The 18,416-nt window shown below is 38.7% G+C and carries 16 protein-coding genes and 1 riboswitch; of the genes, 8 read left to right on the top strand and 8 right to left on the bottom strand.

Annotated features, from left to right (window positions below; genetic code table 11):
• Window positions 1-240: 240 nt before the first annotated feature.
• Genes LCP48_RS02780 through LCP48_RS02770 form a run of 3 tightly spaced genes read right to left on the bottom strand, consistent with a single transcriptional unit; the run spans window position 241 to window position 4,591 of the window.
• Window positions 241-1,593 carry an aspartate aminotransferase family protein gene (locus LCP48_RS02780; RefSeq protein ID WP_225340666.1) on the bottom strand — a complete coding sequence of 451 codons (1,353 nt, stop codon included), beginning with the start codon at window positions 1,591-1,593 and terminating at the stop codon, window positions 241-243.
• Window positions 1,594-1,626: 33 nt separating this feature from the next.
• The gene (locus LCP48_RS02775) at window positions 1,627-3,156 is read right to left on the bottom strand and encodes a CoA-acylating methylmalonate-semialdehyde dehydrogenase (RefSeq protein WP_004225494.1); all 1,530 of its coding nucleotides are present in this window, start codon (window positions 3,154-3,156) and stop codon (window positions 1,627-1,629) included.
• A gap of 22 nt (window positions 3,157-3,178) precedes the next feature.
• Window positions 3,179-4,591, bottom strand: a complete 1,413-nt coding sequence (locus LCP48_RS02770) for an amino acid permease (RefSeq protein WP_225340665.1) — start codon at window positions 4,589-4,591, stop codon at window positions 3,179-3,181.
• 233 nt (window positions 4,592-4,824) lie between these two features.
• Between LCP48_RS02770 and LCP48_RS02765 the strand changes: the two genes are divergently transcribed.
• Window positions 4,825-6,393 carry a PucR family transcriptional regulator gene (locus tag LCP48_RS02765; RefSeq protein WP_009371623.1) on the top strand — a complete coding sequence of 523 codons (1,569 nt, stop codon included), beginning with the start codon at window positions 4,825-4,827 and terminating at the stop codon, window positions 6,391-6,393.
• Window positions 6,394-6,446: 53 nt separating this feature from the next.
• Here the strand turns inward: LCP48_RS02765 and LCP48_RS02760 are convergent, their stop codons facing one another.
• A complete protein-coding gene (locus LCP48_RS02760) occupies window positions 6,447-7,241 on the bottom strand; it encodes a carbon-nitrogen family hydrolase (RefSeq protein ID WP_004225501.1) in 795 nt (264 codons plus the stop codon).
• A 96-nt stretch (window positions 7,242-7,337) separates the two neighbouring features.
• On the opposite strand from LCP48_RS02760, the gene LCP48_RS02755 reads away from it, so the two are divergent.
• Entirely contained in the window at window positions 7,338-8,507 is a 1,170-nt protein-coding gene (locus LCP48_RS02755) for a pyridoxal phosphate-dependent aminotransferase (protein WP_004225505.1), read from the top strand.
• A gap of 42 nt (window positions 8,508-8,549) precedes the next feature.
• Here the strand turns inward: LCP48_RS02755 and LCP48_RS02750 are convergent, their stop codons facing one another.
• A complete protein-coding gene (locus LCP48_RS02750; RefSeq protein ID WP_004225507.1) occupies window positions 8,550-9,053 on the bottom strand; it encodes a PPC domain-containing DNA-binding protein in 504 nt (167 codons plus the stop codon).
• 122 nt (window positions 9,054-9,175) lie between these two features.
• Window positions 9,176-9,280, top strand: a riboswitch (SAM riboswitch).
• 88 nt (window positions 9,281-9,368) lie between these two features.
• Between LCP48_RS02750 and LCP48_RS02745 the strand changes: the two genes are divergently transcribed.
• The 6 genes from LCP48_RS02745 to LCP48_RS02720 all read left to right on the top strand — a co-directional run bounded on the left by LCP48_RS02745 (window position 9,369) and on the right by LCP48_RS02720 (window position 15,156).
• Window positions 9,369-10,199: a MetQ/NlpA family ABC transporter substrate-binding protein gene (locus LCP48_RS02745; RefSeq protein ID WP_004225511.1), complete on the top strand. Its 831-nt coding sequence runs from the start codon at window positions 9,369-9,371 to the stop codon at window positions 10,197-10,199.
• A 106-nt stretch (window positions 10,200-10,305) separates the two neighbouring features.
• Window positions 10,306-11,331, top strand: a complete 1,026-nt coding sequence (locus tag LCP48_RS02740) for a methionine ABC transporter ATP-binding protein (protein WP_225340664.1) — start codon at window positions 10,306-10,308, stop codon at window positions 11,329-11,331.
• Window positions 11,324-11,995, top strand: coding sequence for a methionine ABC transporter permease (locus LCP48_RS02735; RefSeq protein ID WP_004225517.1), 672 nt, complete (start codon window positions 11,324-11,326; stop codon window positions 11,993-11,995). The genes LCP48_RS02740 and LCP48_RS02735 overlap by 8 nt, the downstream gene beginning before the upstream one ends.
• A 13-nt stretch (window positions 11,996-12,008) precedes the next feature.
• On the top strand, window positions 12,009-12,788 hold the full coding sequence (locus LCP48_RS02730) for an enoyl-CoA hydratase/isomerase family protein (protein WP_004225519.1): 780 nt from the start codon (window positions 12,009-12,011) through the stop codon (window positions 12,786-12,788).
• A 14-nt stretch (window positions 12,789-12,802) separates the two neighbouring features.
• Window positions 12,803-13,963: an alpha-hydroxy acid oxidase gene (locus tag LCP48_RS02725; RefSeq protein WP_009371625.1), complete on the top strand. Its 1,161-nt coding sequence runs from the start codon at window positions 12,803-12,805 to the stop codon at window positions 13,961-13,963.
• Window positions 13,960-15,156: a CaiB/BaiF CoA transferase family protein gene (locus LCP48_RS02720; protein ID WP_225340663.1), complete on the top strand. Its 1,197-nt coding sequence runs from the start codon at window positions 13,960-13,962 to the stop codon at window positions 15,154-15,156. The genes LCP48_RS02725 and LCP48_RS02720 overlap by 4 nt, the downstream gene beginning before the upstream one ends.
• A 132-nt stretch (window positions 15,157-15,288) precedes the next feature.
• Here the strand turns inward: LCP48_RS02720 and LCP48_RS02715 are convergent, their stop codons facing one another.
• The 3 genes from LCP48_RS02715 to LCP48_RS02705 all read right to left on the bottom strand — a co-directional run bounded on the left by LCP48_RS02715 (window position 15,289) and on the right by LCP48_RS02705 (window position 18,360).
• Window positions 15,289-16,488 carry a glycine C-acetyltransferase gene (locus LCP48_RS02715; protein WP_225340662.1) on the bottom strand — a complete coding sequence of 400 codons (1,200 nt, stop codon included), beginning with the start codon at window positions 16,486-16,488 and terminating at the stop codon, window positions 15,289-15,291.
• A gap of 58 nt (window positions 16,489-16,546) precedes the next feature.
• Window positions 16,547-17,623 carry a hypothetical protein gene (locus LCP48_RS02710; protein ID WP_009371628.1) on the bottom strand — a complete coding sequence of 359 codons (1,077 nt, stop codon included), beginning with the start codon at window positions 17,621-17,623 and terminating at the stop codon, window positions 16,547-16,549.
• Between the two features lie 101 nt (window positions 17,624-17,724).
• Window positions 17,725-18,360 carry a YczE/YyaS/YitT family protein gene (locus tag LCP48_RS02705; protein WP_225340661.1) on the bottom strand — a complete coding sequence of 212 codons (636 nt, stop codon included), beginning with the start codon at window positions 18,358-18,360 and terminating at the stop codon, window positions 17,725-17,727.
• Between the last annotated feature and the right edge of the window lie 56 nt (window positions 18,361-18,416).

Here is an 18,416-nt window from a genome sequence, read left to right as displayed (position 1 = left end):
AAAAAATATACCCTATCAGGACATTTCTTAAAATTTTTATCAGAAAATTAATTATTTTTTAACAACTATAAACTATGAAATCTAATATTTCCAGTATTATTTTAATAAATTTCTGAATTTTATAATTATTTTTATTGAGCTATAATAATTATCCCTTTAGCTCATTTATGCTCCAAAGTACTACAATAAAAGCTCTAAAAGCCTTAATTACTCGGCTTTTAGAACTTTTATGAATAGTCACTATAGCGTATTTAAACTATTCACAACCACATTTAATATGCGGTCAAGATCTTCTTGTGCAATATTAAGTGGTGGTGATAACGTTAAGACATTATTAAACCCTGCTACGGTAGCTCCATTTTTCCCAATGATGACCCCTTGCCCTTTACATGCTGCAATGACAGCATTCACTTTCTCCACGGGTAAAGGTTCTTTCGAAACTTTATCTACCACTAATTCAATTCCAATCAATAAACCTTTGCCTCGTACATCCCCTACATTTGGGTGATGCTGTAATTCTTGTTGCAATGCTTCAAGTGTTGCAGCACCAATTTCCTTAGAACGGTCAAATAACGCCTCTTGCTCAAGAATCTCAATATTTTTTAATGCGACTGCACATGCCACTGGTGAGCCACCAAATGTATTTACATGGCGGAAATAGCCGTATGCATCTGAGCCTGTAAATGCCTCATATATTTCTCGCTTTACCGCTGTAGCTGATAGTGGTAAATAAGCACTTGTAATGCCTTTCGCCATCGTAATAATATCAGGCTTTACACCATAATTCATAAATCCAAAGGGCTTACCTGTTCGACCAAAACCACAAATAACCTCATCCACAATCATTAAAGCACCGTGTTTTTTACATACTTCCTCAATACCTTTTAAATAGTTTTCTGGAGGCATAATGACACCACCACCTGTAATAATAGGCTCTAAAATCATCGCTGCAATGGTATCGCTCAGTTCCCATGTCATGGTTTTATCTACAGCCTTTACACTTGCTAAATCTAATGGCGCGCTCGTATCACTTTCATGTTCACGATATTGATCAGGTGGTGCAACATGGATAAAACCTGGTGACAGTGGCTCATATTTATATTTACGTTCTGCCTGCCCTGTTGCCGCTAATGCCCCAAAGGAGTTACCATGATACGCACGGTAACGAGAGACAACTTTATAGCGCGAACTTTGCCCTTTTTGCTGATGATATTGTCGCGCTATTTTAAATGCTGTTTCATTTGCCTCTGACCCACTATTAGAGAAGAAAATAACGTAATCGCCACCAAGCATTTCATTTAGCTTTTCAGCTAATTCTACTGCAGGCAAATGTCCCTGAGATAAAGGTGCATATGCATTTTTCATCATTTGTTCATGTGCTGCATCCGCTAATTCTTTACGACCATAACCAACGTTGACACACCATAGCCCAGCCATCGCATCAATATATTCTACACCATCTGTATCAGTGATTCTTGCACCATCAGATTTCTCCACCACATACGTAGCCTGCGGATTATAAGGTTTCATGGAATGCCATACATATTGCTCATCCTTTACTAATACATCACTTTTAAGATTGATCTGCGTCATCGCCAAACACCCCTTACTATTATTTTTCTTACATTAGTTTTTCGCATCGTCATTACTTGGGAACGCAAAGGAGCTTGCTGTATCCTCTGTCTCATCGGGCCAACGTTCAGAAATCGTTTTTGCCTTTGTAAAGAATCTCGCCTGATCGGGGCCAAACATATGCCCTTCACCAAACTTAGATCGTTTCCATCCACCAAAGTTGTGATAGCCAACTGGGATTGGGATTGGCACATTAACCCCTACCATGCCCACTTCTATTTCTTCTTGGAATTTACGCGCCGCCGCTCCACTGCTTGTAAACATTGTGACACCATTACCAAGCTCATGATCATTTATTAAATCGATAGCCTTTTGTAGAGAGTCCACCCCCACTACAATACGTGCTGGACCAAAGACCTCCTCTTTGAAGATCGTCATTTCTGGTGTGACATGATTAAGTAAAGTAGGACCAAGATAAAAACCATTAGACGTTTCACATACTTTTGGATTTCTTCCGTCGATGACAAGATTTGCCCCTTCACTGACTGCCCCATCGATATAGCGTATAATTGTATCCTTGGACTGTTTAGTGATGACTGGACCAAAATCGACGTCTTGCTCTGTATAAGGCCCTACCTTTAGTTGAGAAATTTTATTTTTCAATATTTCCGTAAAACGTTGCTCCGTATCCTTGCCTACAACAAGTGCACCGGAAATAGCCATACAGCGCTGAGATGCTGCGCCATATGCTGCTCCTAAAAAAGCATTTGCTGTCTGTTCTAAATTGGCGTCTGGCATAACAATCATGAAATTCTTCCCACCACCAAATGCTGCCACACGTTTATTGTGCTTTGTCCCAGTTTGATAAATATATTCAGCAACAGGCGTGGAACCAACAAATGAGATAGCTTGAATCTCTTTGTTTTCTAACAATTCATCCACTGCCTCTTTGTCACCATTGATAACTGTCCAAATACCGTCTGGCAGACCTGCCTCTTTCCATAATTGACTTAAATATAATGCTGAAATAGGTACACGTTCAGATGGCTTTAGAATAACGGCATTCCCCACTGCAACAGCCATACTTGTAATAGCGAGAGGTACCATAACAGGGAAATTAAATGGTGCGATGGTAGCCACTACGCCAAGTGGCGACTTGGCAGAAAAGGCATTAATATTACCACCCACATTAACCGAGTACTCCCCTTTTAGCATTTGTGGGGCACTGATTGCCATATCCACTGATTCAATCCCCCGAACAATTTCACCTTTCGCATCTTCCTTTGTTTTCCCACTTTCCTGGCAAATCACAGCGATAAGCTCTTCCTGCTTTTCTACTAACAGCTGACGGAATCGATGTAATACTTCTACCCGCTTACCAATGGATGTTTTTTTCCATGCTGGAAAGGCTTCTTTTGCAAGCTGAATAGCATGCTTTACCTCGTCTCTTGAAGCAAGCGGTACTCTTGCAATGACCTCACCTGTTGATGGATTATATACTTCTGAGAATCTGTTACTTGTACCTGCTACCTCTTCTCCTTTGATAAAATGTGTTAGCGTTTTCATTTCTTGCTGAACTGTCATAATGGATCACTCCTTCATCGTCTTATTGTTCAAAATCAAACTCGTCTTTTGTGAAAAGGGAACTTGATTCATCGGCTTGTTTAATCACCTTTTTCTTTTGAGTAAGCATATAGAACATCATCACAATGGCCACAATAACGCATGTAAATAAAATTTGTGAGCGCATTGACTCTATAAAGAACATCGCAATGAGTAATGCTGTTGTGGCTAGTATTGTGAAATACGTTAAATACGGAAATAGCCACATCTTCACCTTTAATAGCTCTGGATTTTCTTGTTCAATCTTTCGTCGCATTCTTAATTGTGAAAAGGCAATGATTAAATAAAGAATTAACGTAATAGCACTACAAGAACTTAATAAAAACATAAAGACTTTATCTGGCGAAACATAATTCATTATGACCGCAATATACGAGAAAAATGTTGCGGCAAGTATAGCATTGACAGGTGCACCATTTTTGTTTAATTTTAAAAACGCTTTTGGTGCTTCTCCTTTTTCCGCTAAAGAAAATACCATTCGTGAGGTAGCATAAAGTGCTGAATTTAGGCACGATAATACTGCAGTTAAAACAACAAAATTCATAATTTGTGCAGCAGCAGGAATACCAATATAGTCAAGTACCGCTACATAAGGACTTGTTAAAATATCTGAAGAATGCCAAGGCAATAGCGTCACAACAACTGCTATAGAACCCACATAAAAAATTAAAATACGCCAAGTAATAGAATTGGTAGCTTTCGTAACAGCTGCTAAAGGTTCATCCGATTCACCAGCAGCAATGGCCACGATCTCTGTCCCCATAAAAGAAAAGATAACTATGACCACACCCATTAGAACAGCGCCAAAACCGTTTGGTAAAAAACCGCCCTGTTCAACTAAGTTGGTCATACCTACAGCATTAAAGTTGGGGGCGATACCAAAAATAATAAATGCACCGAGACCAAGAAAAACGACTATACTTGCAACCTTAATAAGAGAGAACCAATACTCAAACTCACCAAAAGCTTTGACAGAAAGAACATTTGTTAAAGTAAGTGCTACGGTTAATAACAGACTTAATAGCCATAAAGGAATCCCGTCATACCAATATTGAATAATGGCTGCTGCCGCTGTTGCCTCTAAAGCAATCGCAATCACCCAGAAAAACCAGTACAGCCATCCAATCATAAAACCTGCCCACGGACCAATGGCTTCATGTGCATAGTGTGCAAACGACCCACTCGTTGGATTGACAGCCGCCATCTCACCTAGCATACGCATAACTAATACAACGATAATTCCTGCAAATATATACGATAAAATTGCCCCTGGGCCAGCTAGGTTAATGACCGAGCCACTTCCCATAAATAGGCCAGCACCGATTACTCCGGCAATCGCAATCATCGTCATATGCCGCTTTTTTAATCCTCTTTGCAAATGCGTTTGTTGCCCCATATCTGTCACCTCTTTTAGTAGATTACTTGATCGCTTACAAAAATCTTACATCTTTCATAACGTTGAAGTAATAGACAAACTGTAAAATTCTATACTTTTGTTTTATACATAATGTAAAATAGACTAAATATTCTTAAAATAATTTTAAACCGATTTTATAAGAAAATTTGTAGCACCAAGCAGAAATTATTGAACTTTAATTACAGAGATGCATATCGAAAGGAGGGGCAAAATTGAGCCCATTTCAACTAAAAGTACTAGACGTTTTACAGAATAAATATTTTCAAAATGCGGAGGTAATTGCAGGTCATGAGGGATTAACAAGGAGCGTTAAATGGGTGCATGTACTAGAAATCATACATGTTGATAATTTTTTAGTTGGTGAAGAGTTAGTATTAACTACAGGGCTTAGTCTCCAACATAGTATTGAGGACTTCGTATCCTTTATAGAAGCCATCATTCAAAAAAAATGTGCTGCACTTTGTATTGAATATGGCACCTCTATTCAAGCAGTACCTGAAGCGATTTTAACGCTTGCCAACCGCCACCAGTTTCCTATTATTGTTTTCCATGAAGCAGTTCCTTTCGTTCGTATTACACAGGATTTACATAGCCAAATTATCAATCAGCAATATCTATTGATTTCTTCACTAGAAGCTTACTCACAAACATTGAACAAAAATGCAGTATTGGGACAAAACACGGACGATATTTTACAAAATATGTATAATGAAATAAAAATACAAATTATGTTTTCCATTAAGGGAAGAGAACCTGTCTTTTTCCCGAATTTGGCATATAAAAAGCGGCAGCAATTCCTAACATTGAATACATCGACTCAGCAATTTAAACATGAGCCTATTTTTCTATTTGATCAACATTATGCCGATTTATCAATTTATCGAAAAGATGGGCTTTTCTCTGAATTTGAATTATTAATATTAGATCGTACAGCAACAGCGTTGGCACAGCTTTTAATGCGAGAGTTTTATATTGAGGAAAAAAAGAATATTGAGGATGCTTCGATTTTAGCTGATTGGATTGATCAAAAACTGTCTAAGGAGGAAATTTATAAATTTATCGTTACACATTATGCTAACTATACACAATCTAGTGGCACTGTCTTTATTTTGGCTTCTCCTAATACATTGACAAAGGCACAGGAGGATGTTGTCTATAGTAAGCTTTATTACCGTAATCTGTTTGAGCAACATGGCTTTATTCCATTTTTATTTGAAAGAAAAAGCTATGTTATTTTTATTTTACTGCATACAAAAGATAGTAAAGCCATTCGTGATATGTTAAATAACATGTTTTGCTCCTTGGCCAAAACTGAATTTTATAAAAAGCAGCAAGCACAAGGTTATCAGATAGCTATTGGGAAGGTTGTTTGTGATGTAGATGAAATTCCTAAAAGCTATCAAACTGCACTAGAAACCTTATATATTTGTCGAAAAGTACAAACGTCCTCGTTCTTTTACGATGACCTGCATTTATATCATTTAATCTATAAATTACAAATGCAGGTGGATTTACAGGAAGTGATTTACGACTATTTACAGCCAGTTATTGAATACGATGAAAAATATAATAGTAAGCTTCTCGAAACATTGCAGGTGTATTTACAAACAAATGGCTCTAAACAGCAAACAGCGAATCAATTGTTTATTGTTCGTCAAACACTCTATCACCGCTTAAAAAAGCTTGAAAGTTTACTAGGTAAAAATTTTATGAATGGGCATAACCGCATTACACTTGAATTTATGCTACTAGCCAATTCATTGATCGAGGATAAGCGCTAGAAAAAAGTTGGCACGCTCAAAAGGCTATCTACCTTCCTAAGCGTGCCCCTTTATTACCCTTTCACAACTACATCCTGATACAGTTCAGGTCTGCGATCATCGTAAACAGGGATTCTTCCACGTACTTCATCGACAATAGAAAAGTCTACATCGATCACCGCTATTTCCTCGTCCTCAGCACCAACCCAAAGTACTTCTCCCCAAGGCTGAATAATCATGGATTGCCCATTAAAATTTTCTACCTTTTTTGAAATACGATTAACGGCTATGACAAAGCATTGATTTTCAATTGCCCGAGCCTGTAGCAATGTTTTCCAATGGTCAATCCTTGGAGTTGGCCACTGCGCTGGTACAAATAATACCTTTGCTCCTTGTAATGCATGGGCTCGTAACCATTCTGGGAAGCGAATATCATAGCAAATAACACCAGCAGCTTCAATGTCACCTAGAGCAAAACGATTCATTTCATTCCCTGCCTCTAAGTAAAGATGCTCGTCCATTAAACGGAAAAGATGTGCCTTACTATATTCCCCAACAAGCTCTCCATTACGATCGAAGGTATACATCGTATTATAAAATTTGTCACCTTTCTTTGTTGAAACAGAGCCCCCTACAATATGTACATCAAGTTCCTTAGCAAGTTTAGCCAAAAAGGCCTTTGTCCGCTCACCATTGATATCTGCTAGCTCAGACAGTTTTTCCAAAGCATAGCCTGTATTCCACATTTCAGGTAACACAATAATTTCTGCCCCTTGTTTTGCAGCTTCATGAATCTTCTCCTCAGCACGCGCAAAATTTTCTTCAACTTTGCCAAAGCCAACATTTAATTGAATACATCCGATTTTCATATCCATTCCTCCTCTAGACAATTAACAGAAAAAGTAATACTATTTGCTTCATATTCTTCAATAATAATTATTATATTCTGAAAAAGGTGATCATGCATGGAATTCTCGAAAAAACTACAGCAACTACCCACTCAATTTTTTGCAGCACTCGTTCAAAAAGTAAACTTGGCCCTAGAAGAAGGGCGTGATGTCATTAACCTTGGGCAAGGAAATCCCGATCAGCCAACGCCTACTCACATCATTCAAGCATTACAGGAAGCGGCTGAAAATCCTCAAAACCACAAATATTCACCATTTAGAGGTCTCGCTGAATTACGCCAAGCTGCTGCCGACTTTTATCAACGTGAATATCAGGTAGAACTAAATCCAGATACAGAGGTAGCGATTCTTGGTGGAACAAAAATTGGTCTAGTTGAGTTACCTTTAGCAGTGTTAAACCCTGGTGACACGATGCTCTTACCAGACCCTGGCTATCCAGATTACCTATCAGGTGTTGTACTAGGAGACGTCAATTTTGAAGTGATGCCACTTTTTGCCGAAAACGATTTCTTACCTGATTATGATGCATTACCTGATGAAGTGAAAGAAAAGGCAAAGCTTCTTTACTTAAATTACCCGAACAACCCTACAGGAGGTACAGCATCACTTGCGTTTTTTGAAGAGACTGTTCGCTTTGCAAAGGAACACAATATTATCGTATCACATGATTTTGCTTATGGGGCAATAGGATTTGACGGTAATAAACCAGTTAGCTTCCTTCAAGCAAAGGGTGCAAAAGAAGTAGGAGTTGAAATGTATACCCTATCGAAAACCTATAATATGGCTGGCTGGCGTATAGGCTTCGCTGTAGGGAATGCCGAGATAATTGCTGCTATTAATCTTATTCAGGATCATCTGTTTTGTAGCCAATTCCCTGCCATTCAACAAGCCGCAGCAGTAGCACTGACAGGTTCCCAACAATGTGCGGATGAACTACGAGCTACTTATGAGCGTCGCCGAAATGTACTCATTGAAGAAGCTCGAAGAATTGGCTGGCATGTTACGGCTCCAAAAGGCTCCTTCTTCGCATGGCTCCCGGTACCACTAGGCTATACAAGTGAACAGTTCGCTGATCTTTTGCTCGAAAAAGCTGATATCGCTGTAGCAGCAGGTAATGGCTTCGGTCAATATGGTGAAGGCTATGTACGCGTAGGGTTGCTGGTTAGTGAGGAGCGCTTACGTGAAGCAGTCCATAGAATCGAGCAATTACAATTGTTTAATAGATAAATAAGACGTATCCTGTAGCTATCTCTAGCTACAGGATTATTATTATTTTTCAATTTTCCTTGGTTGCCCTAAACCATTTTCTAATGGATAAAATTGAGCATGACCTGTTTCATCATCCCATTTTCGAATATGTTGAATACCTTGTACCTCTGCCAACACTATGTCAGCAGTAATAACAGGGTTTCCCCCTTTTATTAAATGCCCACCTGATACAACACCCCATTGATCACTCATAGAGCCATGGAAATGTGTCTCATATCCACCATCTCGTTTACACACCACACCTGAACCTTGAATAAATTCTAATGGTCCCTCTTTTTCCATCACATCACTAAAACGAACTTGAATTTGAGCTGTTGCATCTGGCACTAAATAAACAAAGCTACTTTTTTGAAAGCTGCCAATACAGCTTACAATTGTGGCTGACGCTATATTATTCTCTTCGCAAAGCGCTTCAATCCCTTCAATGATATCTGTTCCTGTTAGAAAACGAGCACTAATAACCTTACCAAATGAACCTATACCATAATTAACTCTTACAGACATCGTTATCCCTCTTTTGCGTCGAAATATTATAATTATATAAAAAATTAAAAAATTATTTATTGACTTACTATACCCTATAAATTATATTAGTTCTATCGGAATTACAAAAAAATATTATAAATCTCTTATCAAGAGTAGCTGAGGGACTGGCCCTATGAAGCTCGGCAACCTCCTTTTTAAAGGAAGGTGCTAAATCCTGCAAACGAACTTCGTTTGATAGATAAGAGAGGACATCTTTTCATGAGCCTCTCTTAATTTGTAAGAGAGTTTTTTTATTTTCAAAAAACCGATAAAAACAATCTTGGAGGTATTTTCATGAAAAAGAAAAATAAATTTTTAGTAGGTTTAGCAAGTTTAACATTAGTAGCAGCTTTAGCAGGCTGTGGCTCTAAAGAAGATAGTAAAAGCCAAGCTGAAGGAATTGATGAAAAGAAAATCGTTGTAGGCGTCACTTCTGGTCCACACGAACAAATTGCAGAAGTAGCCGCTAAAGTAGCAAAAGAAAACGGGCTAGAAGTAGAGCTAAAATCATTTTCTGACTATGTTTTACCTAATACATCCTTAGCTGAAGGTGATCTTGATGCGAACAGCTATCAACACGAGCCTTTCCTGGATACATTTAATAAAGATCATGAAACAGATTTAGTACCAGTGGGCAAAACGATTTTAAATCCAATGGGTATCTACTCTGAAAAATATAAATCCTTTGATGACATTCCTGACGGTGCAACGTTTGGCTTACCAAATGACCCAACGAATGGAGCGCGTGCCCTCTTTGTTTTACAGGAAGCTGGCTATATTAAGTTAAAAGATGGCGCAGACTTAACAGCCTCGATTCGTGATGTAGAAGAAAACAAAAAGAATTTAAAATTCATTGAATTAGAGGCAGCTCAAATTCCTAAACAACTTAGTGAAGTAGACGTAGCAGCTATTAATACAAACTTTGCATTAGAAGCTGGTATTAACCCTAAAGATGACTCTATTTTATTGGAATCTACTGATTCTCCATACGTGAACTATATTGTCGTGCGTGCTGAAAATGAAAATGATCCAACAATTAAAAAGTTCGTTGAGGCTTACCAATCTGATGAAGTACGTCAATTCATCGAAGAGGAATTCAAAGGTTCTGTAATCCCTAGCTGGTAATATGTTCAGGAAGCTTCTATAAGCCAAAGAATCTGCCGAAATTCCTCTATAGGAAAACGAGCAGATTCTTGCTTTTTAGAAGGTGGAGAAAGGAGCAAACAATCGCATGATTCAATTACAAAATATCTCAAAAGAATTCAAGTCGAAAAAAGGCATCATAAAAGCTGTGGATGGCATTAATCTTCATGTAAAAAAGGGACAAATTCATGGTGTAATCGGCTATAGTGGTGCTGGTAAAAGTACACTCATTCGTTGCGTTAATCTACTAGAACGTCCTACAGCAGGAAAAGTAGTGATAGACAATGTAGACATTACGACCCTTTCTCTTCAAGAATTACGTCAAACACGCCAAAAAATCGGGATGATCTTCCAGCACTTTAATCTATTAAAAACAGCAACAGTTTACAATAATATTGCAGTTCCCTTAAAGCTTCTAGGCTATAAAGAGGCGGAAGTAAAAAACCGAGTAGCTAAGTATGCTGAAATTGTCGGTTTAACAGATAAACTAGATAGTTACCCAAATCAACTTTCAGGTGGTCAAAAACAGCGTGTGGCGATTGCACGTGCCTTAGCACAGGAACCAGAGATTTTACTTAGTGACGAAGCAACAAGTGCACTTGATCCTGAGACAACGGAAGCCATTCTTGAATTGTTGTTAAAAATTAATCGTGAATTAGGCATTACGATTCTGCTCATCACACATGAAATGAATGTAATTCAAAAAATTTGCGATGAGGTTTCTGTTCTAGAATCAGGGAAAGTTGTGGAATTTGGCACAGCGATTGAACTTTTTGCGAAACCGAAACACCCTACAACGCGAAAGTTTTTAAATACAATTTCACAACGTAATTTATCCACCTCTCTTATTGAGCAATTAAATGTTTCAGGAAGTGTAATCCGTTTAACATTCCTTGGTGAAAGTACTGGTAAGCCATTATTAGCCGAAGTCACTAAGGTATACGATGTACAACCAAATATTTTAACAGCTAATATTATTGAATTAAAAAACGGTATTGTCGGCAATATTGTGGTGCATTTACATGGCGAGACGCAGATTGTCCAAAAGGCGTTAGCGTATTTTTCAGAAAATGGTGTGGCAGTGGAAGAATTAGGAGGTGCGTTCAATGAGTAGTATCCAAAGTTTCTTTACAGATTGGTCAGATGTTATTGGCAAAGCAATTATCGAAACATTTCAAATGGTCGGAATTTCATTATTGTTCTCCATTCTGATTGGTATTCCATTAGGGCTATTAATTGTTTTAACACGACCAGGACAATCCTTTGAAAATAAATTTTTCTATCAATTTTTTAATCTATTTATCAATATTGTTCGCTCTGTACCATTTATCATTTTATTATTCTTCATTTTACCTTTTACCAAGTTAATTGTAGGTACAACAATTGGTGTTAAAGGTGTAATCGTTCCGCTAGTTGTTTACACAGCTCCTTATATTGCACGACTGATGGAATCTGCGCTTTTAGAAGTGGATTCCGGAGTAGTAGAAGCCTACACAGCTATGGGTATTAAACGTCGCCATATCATTTGGCATGTCCTATTACGTGAAGCACGACCATCTATTATTTTAGGCTTAACGATTGCCACAATAGGATTAATTGGTGCAACAGCAATGGCAGGAATGGTTGGTGCTGGCGGTTTAGGTGACCTTGCCTATCGTTACGGTCATTTACGCTATGAGGTTGATGTGATGTATGCAACTGTCTTTATCTTAATCATCCTTGTGCAAAGCATTCAATCCATCGGTAACCGCTTCGCCGCGAAGTTGAAAAAAGATTAAGAGGAGAATGAAGATGACAAACGAAATTTATGTAGAGAAAAATGGCTATATTGCAACGTTAGTATTAAATCGCCCAGATAAACGAAATTCTTTATCAAGGGCAATGTTTCAAGCCATAGTAGACCAACTAGAGCTACTCAGTATAGATTCTTCCATCAAACTTTTAATTGTTCGCGGTGTCAATGATGTAGCCTTTTCTTCCGGTGCAGATATTAGCGAGTTTTTAGATGTTCGTTATGCTACAGACAATGCCAAAGCCTATAATGAATTGGCTCTAAAGGCGATCGATGCTCTCTATAAATTTCCGCATCCGACAATTGCTATGATTCAGGGCTTAGCAATTGGTGGTGGCTTAGAGTTAGCAAACGCTTGTGATTTTAGATTAGCAACACCTAAGAGTAGGCTAGGCATCACCGCTGCAAACATAGGTATTGTCTATAATTTAGAAAGCACGAAACGTCTCATCAATATTGTTGGTGTCGCTAAGGCAAAGGAAATTTTGTACACAGCTACTATTTTCACAGCTGAAGAAGGAAAAAATATTGGTTTAATCACGGCCCTCCACGAACCAGAGGATATTGATGAGGCGACATTGCAATTCGCTGAACATTTATTAAGTAAATCATCCATTGCAAACACAGGAATCAAAAAAGTGATCCAGGCAATTGTTGATGGTGAAAATGAAGAAAATGATGCGTTGGCACAGTTAGTTTTGGATTCATTTAGTTCAGACGATTATAACGAAGGTATTCAAGCCTTTTTAAATAAAAGAAAGCCTATTTTCAATAAATAAGTGAGGTAGTAACGATGACAAACATAACTGATGGCGATCTACTCTTAAAAAATATAACTGCACAAGCCCCCTTCCCCATTTGCTTTGCAGATTTAGAAAAGGCCGTAGCGGAAAAAATCGAAGCTGGACCTTTTGGCTATATCCGTTCAGGTGCTGGCGGTGAACAAACACTGCGCAATAATCGAGCAGCTTTTGAGAAGTATTCCATTGTTCCCCGTTTTTTAAATGATGTGTCAAACGTTGATACATCCGTTCATTTGTTTGGTAAAACATATCCAACTCCTTTGCTTTTTGCTCCTGTGGGCATGAACGGAATGGTTCACGATGAAGGTGAGCTTGCCGTTGCACGTGCTGCCCAGTTTTTAAATATCCCTTATATACAAAGCACTGTTTCCACTTTTGCTCTTGAAGAAGTTGCTCAAGCTGCGCCTTCTGCAACAAAATGGTTTCAATTATATTGGTCTACCAATGAAGAAATTGCTTTTAGTATGGCTGCACGTGCGGAGGAAGCTGGATTTGAAGCGATCGTTTTAACTGTCGACACCGTAATGCTTGGCTGGCGTGAAGAAGATGTACGCAATCAGTTTTCACCATTGAAGCTAGGCTATGCAAGAGGAAATTATATGAATGATCCCGTTTTTACAGCCTCTTTACCTGATGATTCATTCGAGTCCTATGTACAAGGTGTCTTGCAAAATGTCTTCCACCCAACACTTAATTGGGAGCATGTTCGAGAGTTAAAAAAACGTACAAATCTTCCTATATTATTGAAGGGAATTTTACATTCTGAAGATGCAAAGCTAGCTATCGACAATGGTATAAATGGCATTATTGTATCAAACCATGGTGGCCGTCAATTAGATGGCGTGATTGGTTCACTCGATGCCCTTCCTGCTATTGCGAAAGTTGTGAATGGACAAATTCCTATTATATTAGATAGTGGTGTATATCGTGGCATGGATGCCTTAAAAGCACTTTCTTTAGGAGCGGATGCCGTTGCAATAGGACGTCCTTTCGTCTATGGACTTGCCCTTGAAGGACAACAAGGCGTTGAAAAGGTGATGACCAATCTTTATGATGAATTAAAGGTTTCTATCGCATTAGCCGGTGCCACCTCTGTCAAAGGATTACGCAACATCACATTAGTCAAACAGGATGGGACTGAGGGTAAATGAAACAAGCACTACAAGGATTAAAGGTTGTCGATTTATCACAAGTCTTAGCAGGTCCCTATTGCACCATGGTATTAGCAGATATGGGTGCAGAAGTTATCAAAATTGAAAAATATCCAAACGGAGATGATACCCGTACAATGGGTCCATTCGTTAATGAAGAAAGTCATATGTATATGATGGTTAATCGTAATAAAAAAGGTGTCTGCATCAATTTAAAAACTACTGAGGGACTGGCTTTATTTAAAGAATTGATTCAATCTGTTGATGTACTTGTGGAAAATTATCGACCAGGTGTCACGAAAAAGCTTGGTATCGATTATGACACATTAAAAGCCATCAATCCAGGCCTAATTTACTGCTCTATTTCCGGTTATGGTCAAACAGGTCCATATAGTCAAAAGGGTGGCTATGATATTATGGCTCAGGGTCTGAGTGGCTTAATGCATATGACAGGTGAAGCAGATGGACGACCTGTAAAAGTTGGCTTTGCGGTGAATGATATTGCTGCTGCACAAACAGCCTTACAATCCATTTTAATGGCCTATATTTATAAGCTTCGTAGTGGCGAAGGTCAATATATAGATGTGTCCTTAGTGGAGTCAGGTCTTGCGTGGACTGTTTGGGAGGCCGCTGCTTACTTCGGAAAGGGTGAGTTACCTGAGCGAACTGGAACCGCCCATCGTGTGTCAGCGCCTTATCAAGGTTTCAAAACACAGGATGACTATATTCTAGTAGGTGCTGGCAATCAAAAGCTATGGGAGATTTTTGCCGTAAAAGTTGTCAATCGACCTGATTGGTTAGACAATTCTCTCTTTGCTACCAACTATTCACGTGCCCAACATGTGAGGGAGCTGGAGGCAGAAATTGAAAGCGAGCTAACTAAGCATAAGGCTATCTATTGGCTCGAACTATTGGATAAGCACGGTGTACCATCTAGTCCAATCTATTCCTATGACCAAACATTAAATGACCCTCATATACTAGAGCGTGACATGGTACTGTCCTATGAGCACCCGATTGCTGGACCAATGAGAACATTGGGCTTCCCAGCTAAGTTTTCACAAACGCCTGGACAGCTAACAAGTGCAGCACCCTCTTTAGGACAACATAATGAAGAAATTTTACAGGCATTAAATATTTCTGATCAAGCTATTCAACAACTCAAGGCAGGCAAAATAATTGGGTCAAAATAAAGAGATTGTCTATTTTTAGATCGCTATCAATTAGATTTAAGCTTCTATCGGTCACTTTTTCGATTCTATCCTTCACTTTTTCCTTTCTATCATGCAAAAAAAGGCTTCCCCATCCACGAGGAAGCCTTTTTCTTATTGAATAACGCCTAATTCACGACCAACCTTCTCGTAAATCGCAATTGCATCATCAAGCATTTCTTTTGTATGTGCCGCTGTTGGCATATTCCGAACGCGACCTGTACCTTTTGGAACTGTTGGGAAGACAATCGATTTTGCATAAACGCCTTCTTCAAATAAACGTTTTGAAAATTCCTGTGTTAACTTTTCATCCCCAATGATGCATGGTGTAATTGGTGTTTCAGACGCACCAATATTAAAGCCAATCTTCTCAAGCCCCGCTTTTAAATAATTACCATTATCCCACAGCTTATTGTGTAGCTCTGTTGAATCAATCAGCATTTGCACTGCTGCTGTAATAGCGGCTACATCACCTGGTGGTAATGCTGTTGAGAATAGGAATGGGCGTGAGCGAACTTTTAGCCAATCAATTAAATTTTTCTTACCTGCTACATAGCCACCTACTACACCAATGGCTTTTGATAATGTACCAATTTGGAAATCAATTTCTTTTTCTAATCCAAAATGCTTCACAGTTCCTTTTCCTTTACCTGTTACACCCGAACCATGTGCATCATCCACATACGTGATTAAATCAAACTCTTTAGCTATTTCCACAATTTCAGGTAATTTAGCAATATCACCATCCATTGAGAAGACACCATCTGTGATAACCATGATTTTATTGTATAAACCTGATTCCTTTGCTGCCTTTGCCTTTGCACGTAAATCCTCCATATCAGAGTGATTAAACGCGATGATTTTTGCCTTTGATAAGCGACATCCATCAATAATAGAGGCATGGTTTAATTGATCAGATAGAATGGCATCATTTTTATCCATTACAGCCGAAATAGCTGCCATATTACAATTAAATCCAGATTGATAAGAAATAGCCGCTTCTGTTCCTTTAAATTCAGCAAGCTTTTCTTCTAATTTTACGTGCAAGTCAAGTGTCCCGTTGATTGTACGAACAGCACCTGCTCCAACACCGTATTTATCAATTGTCTCTTTGGCAATACGCTTTAATTCTTCATTTGTTGCTAAACCAAGATAGTTGTTAGAGGATAAGTTAACAAGATTTTTGCCACGGACCTGAATAATTGGGCCATTTGCTCCCTCTACTGGATCGATTTCATTGTATAAGCCCTGTTCATGTAAGGCTTGTAGGTTTTCATCTAAAAATGCATTCAATACTTTTGACAAGCGTATCATCCTTCCCTAGGAAAACTGTTCTCGCTCCTAGTTTAGCACATGCAAGCCATTAGCTACATTACTTTGTTAATCTTTCGAATAGTGGCGCTGTTTTTTCGCGCCATAAAGAAGCCGATAGACAATTATCTAATAAACGACGAACGGTATATTCAGCTTCTGCATATCGTTTGGAATGGCCCATCGCATCCTGTATAGCTTCTTTGTATTGTGCTCGCACTGCCTCGATCGCAGTTTCTGCTTCCTCTGACAGCGCACAATGTTGACCAATATCAAATATCTTATCCCCTAACCTACCATCCTCTGGATCAAAGATATGAGGCTCTGTGCTATCAAAAATACAGAAATTAAGCTCTGGGATAATGACCATATCTACAGATCCCGCATCTAAGCCACACCAAACAATTTGTGCATCAAGCCCTCTTGCATTTGCTTCATCGGCTAAGCTTTTCATTAGTGAAGATTTGCCTGTACCTGGCTTACCTTTAATCATGAAGCGAGTCGTGATACTTTTGGTGATACTATCCACTGTATTTTCCGCACCTCTAGGAGTTAGCGTTCCCAGTAAACGATGTGTCCGCATACCTGTTTTATTCAGAATAATAGATTGGAACACTTCCGACTTTAAATTTTCCACCTGTTCATTTAATGCCTGCCAGTTCATACAGCTTTGTGTGATAACCTCCCAGTCATCATGTAGCTTGATTGCTTGATCCAGTTTCGCTATGCATTTTTCACGCCATGTTGCACGCTCCTGCATCGCCTCTGCAAGCTGTTCTCCAACCTTTTTAAGCTGTATGTCTTCTAAGCATTCATAGAAAGACATGACACGATGCTTTGTACCGAGTAAAGTTGGCTCGATATTCCACTCAGATGCCCATACAAAAAGTCTGTTACAGCCTTTTATATAAACGGCCTCAACAACCTCCTCTAATAAAGCATGCTTAAACCACTCGACAGCAAAGCCCTGTTTCACATAGAAGTATCCTAGTTCTTTTAACAGCTCTGAACCTTTAAATGTGGCAGGCCCTTGCAAAAAATAAACGAGAGACGCCTCTTCCATCATTTCTTTATATAAATGCTTCACACCTTGGCCAGTCAATGCGTGTCCAAAATAATACGTTACATTTCCGTTCAAATGTCGTTCCTCCTTTAGCTTGTGCCCTGCATTATATGAAAGAACGCTAAAAAAAATGAAAAGCTACTTCTATCCTTTACAGATATAAGTAGCTTCTTGGTTTAATAGAATGGCTTCATGCCTTCCATATTTCCAATACATTTCATCAAGATTTTACGACAATACGGTAATGAATATTGCACAATATAGCCTGAAGTTAAGGCGATCAATACTGTCCCTACTCCAACTGGTCCTCCTAGAAGCCAGCCCACAATGGTTACAAGTACTTCAATTCCCATTCTTGCTGTTTTAATGGATCCACCAAACTTTTCGACAAGTATCATCATTAAGGTATCCCTTGGTCCTGCGCCCATATTCGGTGCAATATACATCCCACAGCCAAAGCTCAAAACAAATAAGCCAATAATAAAATATGTAATTTGTAAGCCATATACATCCGTCGAGGGTAACATCCAGTTAAATACATCAATGAACGAGCCAATTAACAGCATATTGAGCCAAGTACCTATCTTTGGCCATTGACGCAATACAATGGATGTTGAAGCAACTATAAAGAGTCCTGTTACAATAGACCATGTGCCAATACTTAACCCAAAATTTTGAAATAGACCTACATGTAAAACATCCCATGGGCTTGTGCCCACAATTTTCCCCTTTATCGACATCGTGATGCCAAGTGACATCACCATTAAGCCACCAATAAAAAAGGTCCAACGCCACCCCATTATTCTACGCATTCCTTATCCTTCTCTCTATGAATAATATTGCTATTACTGTATCATACTTTCAACCA

Source organism: Lysinibacillus capsici (genome assembly GCF_020217405.1).
GTDB classification, from domain to species: domain Bacteria; phylum Bacillota; class Bacilli; order Bacillales_A; family Planococcaceae; genus Lysinibacillus; species Lysinibacillus capsici.
The sequence above is the reverse complement of the archived record's forward strand: the minus strand, read 5'-3'. Positions and strand labels throughout refer to the sequence as shown.